Below are 12,004 nucleotides of genomic sequence, written 5' to 3'. Positions count from 1 at the left end.
GGGGGGGAGGACACCCCCGCGTTCGATCGGCAACAGGCGCGTCGCTCTCTGGAGCGGCGCGCCTGTTCGTCAGCTTGGCTTGATCGGCGCCAGCATGGCATTTTTCCAGTCGGGTCCGCAATCCGTGTCGCGTCCCATCGTCCAGTTGGCCTGCAATCGCACCAGCGGATTGGGCGCACACCAGATTTCCCCCGACTCGCTCAGCCCGGTCACCCAGATGAGATTATGTTCCTGGCCATAATCGATGACGGCGAAGGCATGGCCCTTGCCCTTGCCGATGATGTCGACGGGGATAGGCGGGTCGAGCTGGGTGAAGGACATGGGACGTGCTCCGGCATGGGGTGCCGGAGAGAATGCGGAGCGAGGACCTGGGTTCCCTAATCCTCCCCGCGCGAAGCGGGGGGAGGGGGACCGTCCGCAGGACGGTGGAGGGGAGATGCGCAACGATCAAGGATGTGCCGCGTCACGCTGTCGATGTCGCCCAGCACATCGAGGGCCTTAAACCTCAGAACTGACAGGCCTTGGCTCCGTAGCCATGCCTCCCGCCGCTCATCATGGGCGATCTGCACGGCAAAATCATGGCTGCTGCCATCCACCTCGATCGCCAGCCGTGCGGACGCACAGTAGAAATCCAGTATATAAGGTCCGGCCGGATGCTGTCGCCGGAACTTGAAGCCGCCCGGTCGCATGCGCATCCACTGCCATAAGGCCAGTTCAGGGGGAGACAGCGTGCGCCGCAATTCACGTGCTTTCACGACTGTTTGTCTGCGTGGCGGCATAGTTGCTTCCCCTCCACCATTTGCTATGCAAATGGTCCCCCTCCCCACGCTGCGCGCGGGGAGGATCATGGGCGATTAATCGTCTTTTCCATATGCAATGCAAAAGCGGCGAAGGGGCTGAAAGCTCATGCGCCTTCCAGCAGCTTTTCCTTCTTGATCTTCTCCTGCCACACCAGCGGGGCGAGGTGGTGGACATTCTGGCCTTCGCTGTCGACCGCGACGGTCACGGGCATATCCTCGACCGTGAACTCGTAGATCGCCTCCATGCCCAGGTCTTCAAAGCCGACCACCCTGGCTTCCTTGATCGCGCGGGCGACCAGATAGGCCGCGCCGCCGACCGCCATCAGATAGGCGCTCTTGTGCCGGGCGATGGCATCGGTGGCGGCCGCGCCGCGCTCGGCCTTGCCGACGCAGGCGGCCAGACCCTGTTCCAGCATCATGTCCATGAAGCCGTCCATGCGCGTCGCGGTCGTGGGGCCGGCCGGGCCGACCACTTCGTCGCGCACCGGGTCGACCGGGCCGACATAGTAAATGACCCGGCCCTTGAAATCGACCGGCAGGCTTTCGCCACGGCCAAGCATGTCCTTGATCCGCTTGTGCGCGGCGTCGCGCCCGGTCAGCATCTTGCCGTTGAGGAGCAGCCGGTCGCCATGTTTCCAGCTTTGCACCATAGCGGGCGTCAGCGTGTCGAGATCGACGCGGATCGCTTCCTTGCTCGGCTTCCAGTCGACCTGCGGCCATTCGCTCAGCTTAGGCGCTTCCAGATAGGCCGGGCCCGATCCGTCCAGCGTGAAATGCGCGTGGCGGGTGGCGGCGCAATTGGGGATCATCGCCACCGGCTTGCCCGCCGCATGGCAGGGATAATCGTAAATCTTGACGTCGAGGATGGTCGAAAGCCCGCCCAGCCCCTGCGCGCCGATGCCCAGCGCATTGACCTTGTCGAAAATCTCGATCCGCATCCGCTCGATATCATTCTGCGGGCCACGGGCTTTCAGTTCGCCCATGTCGATCGGGTCCATCAGGCTTTCCTTGGCCAGCGCCACCGCCTTTTCCGCCGTGCCGCCGATGCCGATGCCCAACATACCGGGCGGGCACCAGCCCGCGCCCATCTGCGGGATCATGTCCAGCACCCAGTCGACGATGGAATCGCTGGGGTTCATCATCTTGAACTTGGTCTTGTTCTCGCTGCCGCCGCCCTTGGCCGCGACATCGACGATCACCTTGTCGCCCGGCACCAATTCGACGTTCAGCACACAGGGCGTGTTGTCCTTGGTGTTCTGGCGCGCGAAAGCGGGGTCGCGCAGGATCGATGCGCGCAGCCGGTTTTCCGGGTTCAGATAGGCGCGACGCACACCGTCATCGACGACATCCTGCATCGACCGGCTGTTGTCGTCGAGGCGGCAGTCCATGCCCCATTTGATGAAGACATTGACGATGCCGGTGTCCTGACAGATCGGGCGATGCCCCTCCGCGCACATGCGGCTGTTGGTCAGGATCTGGGCGATGGCGTCCTTGGCCGCCGGATTGGCTTCCGCCTCATAGGCTTTGCCCAGCGCGCGGATATAATCCATCGGATGATAATAGCTGATGAACTGAAGCGCGTCGGCGACGCTCTCGATCAGATCGGCGGTCTTGATGACGGTCATCTTGCCAAAGTCCCTATCTTATGCGGCCTGCCCTGCACGGCCTGTCCCTGCACCGGCGCGGCTATACGCATTGGGGGCGTCAAGTCCAGCAGCCGCAGCGTGCCGCCGCCCGTGATTCGGAACCCGCGCCTGCTGTCGCCCGGGGGGTGACGAGTCATCATTTTGTCACGGAAAAGTCACCTCTGCGGCGGCGCGCACATTTGCGTGGCAAGCCAAATTTATTTTTCTTTTGCTTTTCACCCCCTTGCCTTTTTCCGGGGCAAGGAATGATCGCGCGTCGCTGCTCCGCACCACTTTTAAACGGAGGTGAATCGAATCGGATCGGCGGTGAACAGAGTCCCTGAACCGTCATTTACCCTCTTGCGTCAAAAACCCGCTGTGGCACTATCCCTTGTATCGGGTTAACGGGGGTTCCCCAACAGATTGTGATTGCGCTATCGGGAGCCTATCCCATGGAAGGGCATTTTTGCCCCCGCGATCTACTCGGTTGGGCCCATTTCCGTGCTCGTGCGGATTGGTTCATGCTAGGATGCGCGCTTCATTGCGCCCAGCTTGACCGAATCGAACGGAACAGGAACATTGGGGACTCGTGATGGATTTTCGGGATAGCGGACAGGCAGGTACGGGCGACGTGGCGATGGTGATGGACGAAGTGTTGGAAGCAGTGACAGAAACGAACAAGCCGGCGCCCGCCAAGGCGGCCGAGCCGCTTTCTTCTTCCACCGTGCTGGCGCGACGATTCCCGGTGACGACCGATGCGACGCGCGATGCGCTGCTGACGGAATTCGGCAAGGAGACGCTGAACGACCGCTATCTGCTGCCCGGCGAAAGCTATCAGGATCTCTTCGCCCGTGTCGCGGCCGCCTATGCCGACGATGCCGATCATGCCCAGCGCGTCTATGACTATATCTCGCGCCTCTGGTTCATGCCCGCGACGCCCGTGCTGTCGAACGGCGGCACCGGACGCGGCCTGCCGATCAGCTGCTATCTGAACAGCGTCGACGACAGCCTGGAAGGCATCGTCAACACCTGGAACGAGAATGTCTGGCTCGCCTCGCGCGGGGGCGGCATCGGCACCTATTGGGGCAATGTGCGCGGCATTGGCGAGCCGGTCGGCCTCAATGGCAAGACCAGCGGCATCATCCCCTTCGTCCGGGTGATGGACAGCCTGACCCTGGCGATCAGCCAAGGCAGCCTGCGCCGCGGTTCGGCCGCCTGCTATCTCGACATCTCCCACCCGGAGATCGAGGAGTTCCTCGAAATCCGCAAGACCAGCGGCGATTTCAACCGCAAGGCGCTCAACCTGCATCATGGCGTGTTGCTGACCGACGAGTTCATGGAAGCGGTGCGCGACGGCGCTGAGTTCGCCCTGCGCAGCCCCAAGGACCAGTCGGTGCGCGGCAGCGTCAACGCCCGCGCCCTGTTCCAGAAGCTGGTCGAGGTGCGGCTGGCGACGGGCGAGCCCTATATCGTGTTCAACGACACCGTGAACCGGATGATGCCAAAGCATCACCGGGAACTGGGGCTCAAGGTCTCGACCTCGAACCTCTGCTCGGAAATCACCCTGCCGACGGGTCGCGACCATCTCGGCAATGACCGCACCGCCGTGTGCTGCCTGTCTTCGATGAACCTGGAAACCTGGGACGAATGGAAGGATCATCCAACCTTCGCCGAGGATATCATGCGCTTCCTCGACAATGTGTTGCAGGACTATATCGACCGCGCGCCGCCGGAAATGGCGCGCGCCAAATATAGCGCGATGCGCGAACGCTCGGTCGGGCTTGGCGTCATGGGCTTTCACAGCTTCCTCCAGGCGCGCAACATTCCGTTCGAAGGCGCGATGGCCAAGTCGTGGAACCTGCGCATCTTCAAGCATATCAACGCCAAGGTGAACGAAGCGTCGATGTTGCTGGCGCAGGAGCGCGGGCCGTGCCCCGACGCCGCCGACCAGGGCGTGATGGAGCGGTTCAGTTGCAAGATGGCGATCGCGCCGACCGCGTCGATCAGCATCATCTGCGGCGGCACGTCGGCCTGTATCGAGCCGATCCCGGCGAACATCTACACCCACAAGACGCTGTCGGGCAGCTTCGCGGTGAAGAATCCCTATCTGGAAAAGTTGCTGGTCGAAAAGTCCAAGGATTCGAGCGCGGTGTGGAACTCCATCCTGGAAAAGGGCGGCAGCGTCCAGCATCTGGACTTCCTGTCCCCGGAAGAAAAGGACACGTTCAAGACCAGCTTCGAAATCGACCAGCGCTGGCTGCTTGAACTGGCGGCCGATCGCACGCCCTATATCGACCAGGCGCAGTCGCTGAACCTGTTCATCCCGGCAGATGTGGAAAAATGGGATCTGCTCATGCTCCACTTCCGCGCCTGGGAACTGGGCATCAAGTCGCTTTACTATCTGCGATCCAAATCGGTCCAGCGCGCGGGCTTCGCGGGCGGCGTGGAAGCCGACAACACGATCGACGCCCCCAGGTTCGAAATCGAGAGCACCGACTATGACGAGTGCCTGGCCTGCCAGTAAAGGTTTGAAGCCGGGCGCGACGGCATCGGCCGCCGCGCCCGTCGCTTCATTCCGTCGTTTCGAACGTCACCGCGTTTGCCGCGGTGGCCGACAGGCGCACCGTGTCGCCCTCGACCTCGGCCACCAGGCCGCCGTCGATGAAATGATGTTTGGCGCCCTCGCCGTCCTGCGTCTGTGGACTGTCGACCTTGGTCAGCTTGATGCGCCCGCCATCGACATGGTCGACGGTGCCGACATGCACGCCGTCCGCGCCGACGACGTTCATATGTTCCTTCACGTTGCTGAGGTCAGCCATCTGCAATCTCCTGTGCCTGGGGTGGCAGCGGCTCAACGCATGAAACCCGATCCGGTCCCGCGGCGCGCTCGCCGCTCGACCCAAAAATTGCAAATTCAAGTTCAAGGATAACGTCCATGTCCCTTCTTCAAGCCTCCAAAGTCTACAAGCCCTTCGAATATCCCTGGGCCTATGAGTTCTGGAAGCGCCAGCAGCAGCTGCACTGGCTGCCCGAAGAAGTGCCGCTGGGCGAGGATTGCCGCGACTGGGCGCAGAAGCTGAGCGACCATGAGCGCAACCTGCTGACCCAGATTTTCCGCTTCTTCACCCAGGCGGATGTCGAGGTGCAGGATTGCTACCACGAAAAATATGGCCGCGTGTTCAAACCGACCGAAGTCAAGATGATGCTGACCGCGTTCAGCAACATGGAAACGGTCCATATCGCCGCCTATTCGCACCTGCTCGACACGATCGGGATGCCGGAAAGCGAATATAGCGCCTTCATGCAATATAAGGAAATGAAGGACAAACATGATTATCTTCAGCAGTTCGGCGTCGATACGGACGAGGATATTGCCAAGACGCTGGCGATGTTCGGCGGCTTTACCGAAGGGCTTCAGCTCTTCGCCAGCTTCGCCATGCTGATGAACTTCCCGCGCTTCAACAAGATGAAGGGGATGGGCCAGATCGTCAGCTGGTCGGTCCGCGACGAAACGCTGCATTGCGAGGGCATCATCCGCCTGTTCCACGCCTTCGTGAAGGAACGCGACTGCATGACGCCGTCGGTCAGGGACGACATCATGGACATGTGCCAGAAGACCGTCCGCATCGAGGACGCCTTCATCGACCTGGTGTTCGAAATGGGGCCGGTGCCCGGCATGACGCCCAAGGACATCAAGAAATATGTCCGCTACATCGCCGACTGGCGCCTGGGGCAGCTTGGCTTCAAGCCCATCTACATGATCGACGAGCATCCGCTCCCCTGGCTCACCCCGCTGCTGAACGGCGTGGAGCACGCCAATTTCTTCGAAACCCGCTCGACCGAATATTCCAAGGCGGCGACGCGCGGCCAGTGGAACGACGTATGGGACGCCTTCGACCGCCGCCAGAAGATCAAGGGCAGCGACGCGGCCAATGCCGAGGATGACGGCCCGGACATGTTCAAGGCGGCGGGGATCGCGGCAGAGTAAGGAAGGCTTGGCGGTGACACTCGAAGATGCTCTTAAGGTTGTCGGCGCCAGCCATGTCATCGCCGCCGTGGATTGGATCGACAATCAATGCACGGCGGAAGATTTTTGCAATTTATACCGTCGAACGGGGCGGAAGCCTCCCCGACATCGCTATGTGGAGTATGAAGGTCGACGTTATCCAGCCAAAGCCTTTGGTTATCTGGTTTTGCAAATTGCGGGTAACACTGTTCAGACAGACAGCGACCTTACCGTCAACATGGTCACTGGACCCTTGAAGAAGTTTGGTGTCAAAGCAGCTCGGTGATTTGGGGGCATAGCCGAAATGCCGGATTACGTCCCTATTACTCGGCATGATCGTCTGAATCCGATCTCAATGATTAGGATCACTCGTCCCGCCGGCTGGTCCTGCTCAGCTTGACCTCATATTCAATGATGGCAGCATAGGGCGGTGGTCCGTGCCGGGCTGATCGCACAACGCCATATCGACCGTGCCACTCGCCGATCCCGCCTATTTTGGTCGGGCCTTCAATGACGCTCGGCGTTGGCATGGTCCAATGGCCCCGAACTTCCGCCCGGGGCGCCGCAGCAGGCATATTGCGAAAGGCCTCCGACTGATCGAAACGCCTCCATAACGGACCCAATTCCCGCCAAAATGGCGCGACCCCGCGCTATGCAGGGCGCATGTCCGATCGACCCGTCACCCGCCACGCCTATATCTGCCATATTTGCGGCAGCGACCATGTCACGCGCGACGCCTGGGCGGTGTGGGATGTGGCGACGCAGGACTGGGTGATCGAAACCCTGTTCGACCATGCCCATTGTCATCATTGCCTTGGCCCGACCCGGATCGAGCAGGTGGTGCTGACCAGCCCCATGACCTTTGCCGCGCCACATGTCGATGATCGCCCCCGGCGGGAGTGACCTTTCCTTAACCCTGTGCGCCTATCGATGGCGCCCATGTTGTTCGGTGTCCGCCTCCGCTCGCTTTTCACCAGCCGCTGGTTCGCCCTGCTCTGGGCGGTGCTGGTGATCCTGACCGCGATCCAGATAGTCGGCCCCGGCCAGGATCAGCCGGCCGATGACGCGGGTGGTGCCAAGCCGGCCACAGCATCCACCGCCACGGCCGACGCCGTCATCAACAACAACCGCGATACTCTCGCCAACCTGTTCTGACGGCTGCGCGCGGTGCTTCTTGGCCGCCGTCCATCGCCATAGGCGCGCCGTTGGCGATCGCCCCCCGTCGGCGCGCTATATGCGCCAGCAGGTCGCCATCCGCGTAAATGCAGGAAAGCGGCGAGGGGCGACGCGGCCGTGTCCGCCGCCCGCGCGCCCTGTCCGGCCGGTGAACGGGCGGTTTTGTTCCGTTCATGCAACATTGCTTATACCCACGGGTTCTAGGACCATGACATTCATTGAGGGAAGGAACCTCGACCCATGACTCCCCTGTTCAAACGCGCGCTGGCCGCCATGTCGCTCGGCGCCATGACCCTGAGCGGCATTGCCGCCACTCCGGCGCTGGCCCAGCACAGCCGCGACGCCCGCGAATATCGCAAGGATGTGCGCCATGCCCAACGGGACCGCGCGAAGGATCGCCGCGAAGCGCAGCGCGATCGTAGCAAGGACCGGCGCGAGGCGCAGCGCGACCGCCGCCACAATGTGCGCGGAGCCAGCCGCAACCGCCGTGACACTTATCGCCGTCCCGGCCGCGTCGTCTATCGCTACGACTATAACCGGCCCGATCCGCGCTATGGCCGTTATTACCGGCCTGACCGCTATTATCGCTCCGGCTATGCGCCGATCCGGGTCGACCGGCGCACCCGCATCTATCGCGGCTATGACGACCGTTATTATTGCCGCCGGTCGGACGGCACCACCGGCCTGATCGTCGGCGCGGCGCTGGGCGGCCTGCTCGGCAGCCAGATCGACCGTGGCCAGTCCAATGTGGCGGGCATCCTGATCGGCGGCGGCGCGGGCGCGCTGCTGGGGCGGGAAATCGATCGCGGTAGCCTGAACTGCCGCTAAGCCGGGCGGGAGGGGCGGAGCGCCCCTCCTGTCAGCACCAGGGATGGCGCGCGCCGTCCCAGTTGCGGGCAAGGCCCTGGGCGACCAGCATGGCGCCGATCGACTCGCCCCCGCGCGTCACCACCCGCAGGGCGCGGCCGTAACGGTCGGTATCACGATCGACCGCCTCCAGCGAGAAGGGGCCGGCATTCATCAGCGACTGGAGCCGCGCCGTCGCCTGCGCGCCCAACGCGCCCTCCGCCGCGCAGCGCGGTCCATGGGTTTCGGGCGTGTCGATGTCGGCGATGCGATATTTCCGCCCTCCGAACCAGAATGTGTCGCCATCCACCACGCAGTTGGTCCCGCCGCCGCTGTGGCAGAAGGTGAATTGGGCGGACAGGCTGTCGGCGGGCCGGCTTTGCGGTGCGTTGATCGTTGGCCAGTCGAATTGTCGCACCCAGTCCGGCCCATACCAGCCAAGCAGCAGCCCCAGGCACAGCATATAGACCAGCGCCGGCCCGCTGACCCCCTCCGGCCGTCGCGCGCGCGCCGGTTTGAACCGCAGCGCGCCGCCGCCTTGCCGCATATTGGCGAGCCATGCCTGTTGCGCGCGATCCTTATGGGACGGCCGTCGCCGTCTGGTTTCCCGTCCTGCCATTCCGCCGATCTAACGCGCCATCGGCAAACAGTTGGTTAAACCCGCTCCAGCTTCTCACCGATCCGGCGGCGTCCCGTCTTTGACCGGGATCAATGCCAGGGTCGCGCGGCCTGCCATGCTGGAACGGACCATCCGAAACGGAGCCGAACCATGACCGCCGCCGCCAGCCCCTATCTGCGTATCGGCGGCGAACCAGTCGTCCGCGCCATCGTCGATCGCTTCTATGACCTGCTCGAAACGGACCCGGTCTATGCCGATCTGCGCGCGCTCCATGCCGCTGATCTCGCGCCGGTGCGTCATGGTCTCACCCTGTTCCTGTCGGGCTGGCTCGGCGGACCGCGCGCCTGGTTCGATCGTGGTCAGTGCGTCATGTCGCTGCATCGCGCCTTTCCGATCACGCCGGCGCTCGCGGATCAATGGGCCACGGCCATGACCTGCGCCATCGCCGGCGATGACGATATGGACCCGGCCATCGGCGACGCCATGGCGCAGGCGCTTGGCCATATGGCGCGGGGCATGATCAATTTCGGGCTGGAGGGCGGCGCGGCCGCCTGACGGGGAAAGGCTTCAGGGCAACCCGTCCTCCTCATCCGCATCCTCGGTGTCGCCCAGCACATCTTCTTCATCGTCCATCTGCGGCTCGCCGGTAAAGGCGTCCATGTCGATCCGGCCCGACTGGTCCATCGCGTTCATCTTTTCGACCAGATCCTCGGTATCGTCGGGGATGATCTGCGCGGGGTTGGGCCGCCCGCCGCGCTCGCTGTCTTCGCTGAGGTCGACCGTGCGCGTGGCCGCGTCGGCGGCGACATCCTGCGCCTGGCTGCCGGCTTCGGCCTGCTCGCTATTGTCTTCCCGTTCACGGTCGGGCAGTTCATGGTCGGGGGTAGGGCGCGTCATTGCGTCTCTCCTTGGCTGCAATGGATGATCCCCCTCAACGGGCCGGCGCGGCGGCTGTTCCGGCAAAAGCGCTGGACAGGGGGGCGATGAGGGCGCAAAGGCGCACGCGATCCCTTTCGCAGTGCAACAGGAATCCTCATGCCCCGCCAGCTTATTTCCTCCGGTTCGCCCTTTGAGGCGCAGGTCGGCTATTCGCGCGCCGTCGTCCAGGGCGACTGGTGCTTCGTCGCCGGCACCACCGGCACCGACCCGGAGACGAAGATCATGCCCGAGGGCGTGGCGGAGCAGGGTCGCAACGCGCTCAAGGTGATCGGCGCCGCGCTGGAGCAGGCGGGTTTCTCGTTCGCCGATGTGGTCCGCGTCACTTATTACATAACCGACCCGGCCTATTGGGACGATCTGGGCGAAGCGACGGCGCCCGTTTTCGGCGACATTCGTCCGACCGCAAGCTGCGTCGTGGTCGGCCTCATCAAGCCGGAAATGAAGATCGAAATCGAAGTCACCGCCTTCAAAGGGTAACTTCAGAAGGCAACAGGGGCTAGCACCATGATAACCATGTACGGCATCAAGAATTGCGACACGATCAAGAAGGCCCGCAACTGGCTGGACAATGAACGCGTCGCCTATGGCTTCCACGACTATAAGGTGTCGGGCGTGGACAAGGAACGGCTGGAGGAATGGGTGATGGAGCATGGCTGGGAAACCATCCTCAACCGCTCCGGCACCACCTTCAAGGCGCTGGATGCGGGCGACAAGGCGCATATCGACGCTGACAAGGCGATCCTGTTGATGATGGCCAACCCCTCGATGATCAAGCGCCCGATCCTGGACACCGGCAAGGGCACGATCATCGGCTTCAAGGCCACGACCTATGAAAATGCGCTGCAAGGCGTGAAGGCGTGATCGGGCGGGGGCTGCTGCGCATCGGGACGATCCTGCTCATGAGCCTCACCCCCCTTGCCGTCGCGCCTTCCGCGCTGGCGGCCGAACCGATCCTGATCGCCCATCGCGGCGCCAGCGGCGAACGGCCCGAACATACGCTTGCCGCTTATGAGCGGGCGATCGACCAGGGCGCCGATTATATCGAGCCTGATCTGGTGCTGACCAAGGACGGCGTCCTGGTCGCGCGCCATGAAAATGAGATTGGCGGCACGACGGACGTTGCCAGCCATCCCGAATTTGCCGATCGCAAGACGACCAAGACCATCGACGGGGTCGAGATGGCGGGCTGGTTCACAGAGGATTTCACGCTCGCCGAACTGCGCACGCTGCGCGCCCGTGAGCGACTGCCCGACGTGCGGCCGGCCAACAAGCGCTTCGACGGCCTGTATCAGATCCCGACCTTCGAGGAGATATTGAAGCTGGTCCGCGCCAAGGAGGCGGAGACCGGCCGGCGCATCGGCCTCTATCCCGAAACCAAGCATCCCAGCTATTTCGCCGGCATCGGCCTGCCCCAACAGGCGCCCCTGCTCGAACTGCTGAGCCGCTTTGGCTATATGACCGCGGCGGACCCGGTCTTCATCCAGTCCTTCGAAGTCGGCAACCTCAAGGCGCTGCGCGCCGCCACGCGGCTGCGCCTCATCCAGCTTGTCGATGCCGAGGGCGGTCCGGCGGACCTGCCGGGCACGACCTATGACGAGATGCTGAGCGTGCAGGGGCTGGGCGACATTGCCAGCTATGCCGACGGCATCGGCCCGTCGGCCGCGCTCGTGCTGGCGCCGGAGGGAGCGACGGCGCTGGTCGGGCGCGCCCATGATGCGGGCTTGCAGGTCCATGTCTGGACGCTGCGGATGGAGAATATTTTCCTGCCCGCCCAATATCAGCGGTCGGACGATCCGGAAGGGCGCGGCGATTTTGCCGGCTATGTCAGCGCCATCGTGCGCACGGGCGTCGACGGCATCTTCAGCGACTTCCCGGCCCAGGCACGCGCGGCGATGACGCCAGCCCCCTAGGGCGCGCGGGCAATTTCAGGGCTGGAACGGATGGAGAGCGGAATGGCGGCTTTTCTGGACCCTTGGTCGTCACCTTAGCGAAG

The 12,004-nt window shown here is 63.3% G+C and carries 16 protein-coding genes; 10 read left to right on the top strand and 6 right to left on the bottom strand.

Going from position 1 to position 12,004, the window contains the following annotated elements; translation table 11 throughout:
- Positions 1-69: 69 nt before the first annotated feature.
- From C100_RS41910 to C100_RS41900, 3 genes are all read right to left on the bottom strand, one after another.
- On the bottom strand, positions 70-321 hold the full coding sequence (locus tag C100_RS41910) for a hypothetical protein (RefSeq protein ID WP_024021103.1): 252 nt from the start codon (positions 319-321) through the stop codon (positions 70-72).
- Positions 322-377: 56 nt separating this feature from the next.
- Positions 378-755, bottom strand: a complete 378-nt coding sequence (locus C100_RS48020; RefSeq protein ID WP_327194961.1) for an endonuclease domain-containing protein — start codon at positions 753-755, stop codon at positions 378-380.
- A gap of 149 nt (positions 756-904) precedes the next feature.
- On the bottom strand, positions 905-2,425 hold the full coding sequence (locus tag C100_RS41900) for a fumarate hydratase (RefSeq protein WP_024021101.1): 1,521 nt from the start codon (positions 2,423-2,425) through the stop codon (positions 905-907).
- 592 nt (positions 2,426-3,017) lie between these two features.
- On the opposite strand from C100_RS41900, the gene C100_RS41895 reads away from it, so the two are divergent.
- Entirely contained in the window at positions 3,018-4,949 is a 1,932-nt protein-coding gene (locus C100_RS41895) for a ribonucleoside-diphosphate reductase subunit alpha (RefSeq protein WP_024021100.1), read from the top strand.
- A gap of 46 nt (positions 4,950-4,995) precedes the next feature.
- Here the strand turns inward: C100_RS41895 and C100_RS41890 are convergent, their stop codons facing one another.
- Positions 4,996-5,244 (bottom strand): DUF2171 domain-containing protein, encoded by a 249-nt coding sequence (locus tag C100_RS41890; protein ID WP_024021099.1) that lies wholly within the window; start codon positions 5,242-5,244, stop codon positions 4,996-4,998.
- Positions 5,245-5,360: 116 nt separating this feature from the next.
- Between C100_RS41890 and C100_RS41885 the strand changes: the two genes are divergently transcribed.
- From C100_RS41885 to C100_RS41875, 5 genes are all read left to right on the top strand, one after another.
- On the top strand, positions 5,361-6,413 hold the full coding sequence (locus C100_RS41885) for a ribonucleotide-diphosphate reductase subunit beta (RefSeq protein ID WP_024021098.1): 1,053 nt from the start codon (positions 5,361-5,363) through the stop codon (positions 6,411-6,413).
- 13 nt (positions 6,414-6,426) lie between these two features.
- Entirely contained in the window at positions 6,427-6,717 is a 291-nt protein-coding gene (locus tag C100_RS48405) for a hypothetical protein (RefSeq protein WP_152536511.1), read from the top strand.
- Between the two features lie 377 nt (positions 6,718-7,094).
- Positions 7,095-7,334: a hypothetical protein gene (locus tag C100_RS0125145; RefSeq protein WP_024021097.1), complete on the top strand. Its 240-nt coding sequence runs from the start codon at positions 7,095-7,097 to the stop codon at positions 7,332-7,334.
- Between the two features lie 27 nt (positions 7,335-7,361).
- Complete coding sequence (locus C100_RS41880) at positions 7,362-7,586, top strand: hypothetical protein (protein WP_024021096.1); 225 nt, start codon at positions 7,362-7,364, stop codon at positions 7,584-7,586.
- A gap of 261 nt (positions 7,587-7,847) precedes the next feature.
- On the top strand, positions 7,848-8,435 hold the full coding sequence (locus C100_RS41875) for a glycine zipper 2TM domain-containing protein (RefSeq protein WP_024021095.1): 588 nt from the start codon (positions 7,848-7,850) through the stop codon (positions 8,433-8,435).
- A gap of 31 nt (positions 8,436-8,466) precedes the next feature.
- Here the strand turns inward: C100_RS41875 and C100_RS0125140 are convergent, their stop codons facing one another.
- Complete coding sequence (locus C100_RS0125140) at positions 8,467-9,072, bottom strand: thermonuclease family protein (protein WP_442800324.1); 606 nt, start codon at positions 9,070-9,072, stop codon at positions 8,467-8,469.
- Positions 9,073-9,222: 150 nt separating this feature from the next.
- Between C100_RS0125140 and C100_RS0125135 the strand changes: the two genes are divergently transcribed.
- The gene (locus C100_RS0125135) at positions 9,223-9,627 is read left to right on the top strand and encodes a globin domain-containing protein (protein WP_031309977.1); all 405 of its coding nucleotides are present in this window, start codon (positions 9,223-9,225) and stop codon (positions 9,625-9,627) included.
- A 12-nt stretch (positions 9,628-9,639) separates the two neighbouring features.
- Here C100_RS0125135 and C100_RS41870 read toward each other — a convergent pair whose 3' ends face one another.
- Entirely contained in the window at positions 9,640-9,969 is a 330-nt protein-coding gene (locus C100_RS41870) for a hypothetical protein (protein ID WP_024021104.1), read from the bottom strand.
- A gap of 138 nt (positions 9,970-10,107) precedes the next feature.
- On the opposite strand from C100_RS41870, the gene C100_RS0125130 reads away from it, so the two are divergent.
- From C100_RS0125130 to C100_RS41860, 3 genes are read left to right on the top strand one after another with little or no spacing between them, the layout of a single operon-like run.
- Positions 10,108-10,488 carry a RidA family protein gene (locus C100_RS0125130; RefSeq protein WP_031309976.1) on the top strand — a complete coding sequence of 127 codons (381 nt, stop codon included), beginning with the start codon at positions 10,108-10,110 and terminating at the stop codon, positions 10,486-10,488.
- Positions 10,489-10,515: 27 nt separating this feature from the next.
- Positions 10,516-10,872, top strand: coding sequence for an ArsC family reductase (locus C100_RS41865; RefSeq protein ID WP_031309975.1), 357 nt, complete (start codon positions 10,516-10,518; stop codon positions 10,870-10,872).
- Positions 10,869-11,921 carry a glycerophosphodiester phosphodiesterase gene (locus tag C100_RS41860; protein WP_024021092.1) on the top strand — a complete coding sequence of 351 codons (1,053 nt, stop codon included), beginning with the start codon at positions 10,869-10,871 and terminating at the stop codon, positions 11,919-11,921. Before C100_RS41865 ends, C100_RS41860 begins: the two co-directional genes overlap by 4 nt.
- Positions 11,922-12,004 lie beyond the last annotated feature (83 nt).

It is taken from the genome of Sphingobium sp. C100 (genome assembly GCF_000508185.1).
Lineage (GTDB): Bacteria > Pseudomonadota > Alphaproteobacteria > Sphingomonadales > Sphingomonadaceae > Sphingobium.
The sequence above is the reverse complement of the archived record's forward strand: the minus strand, read 5'-3'. Positions and strand labels throughout refer to the sequence as shown.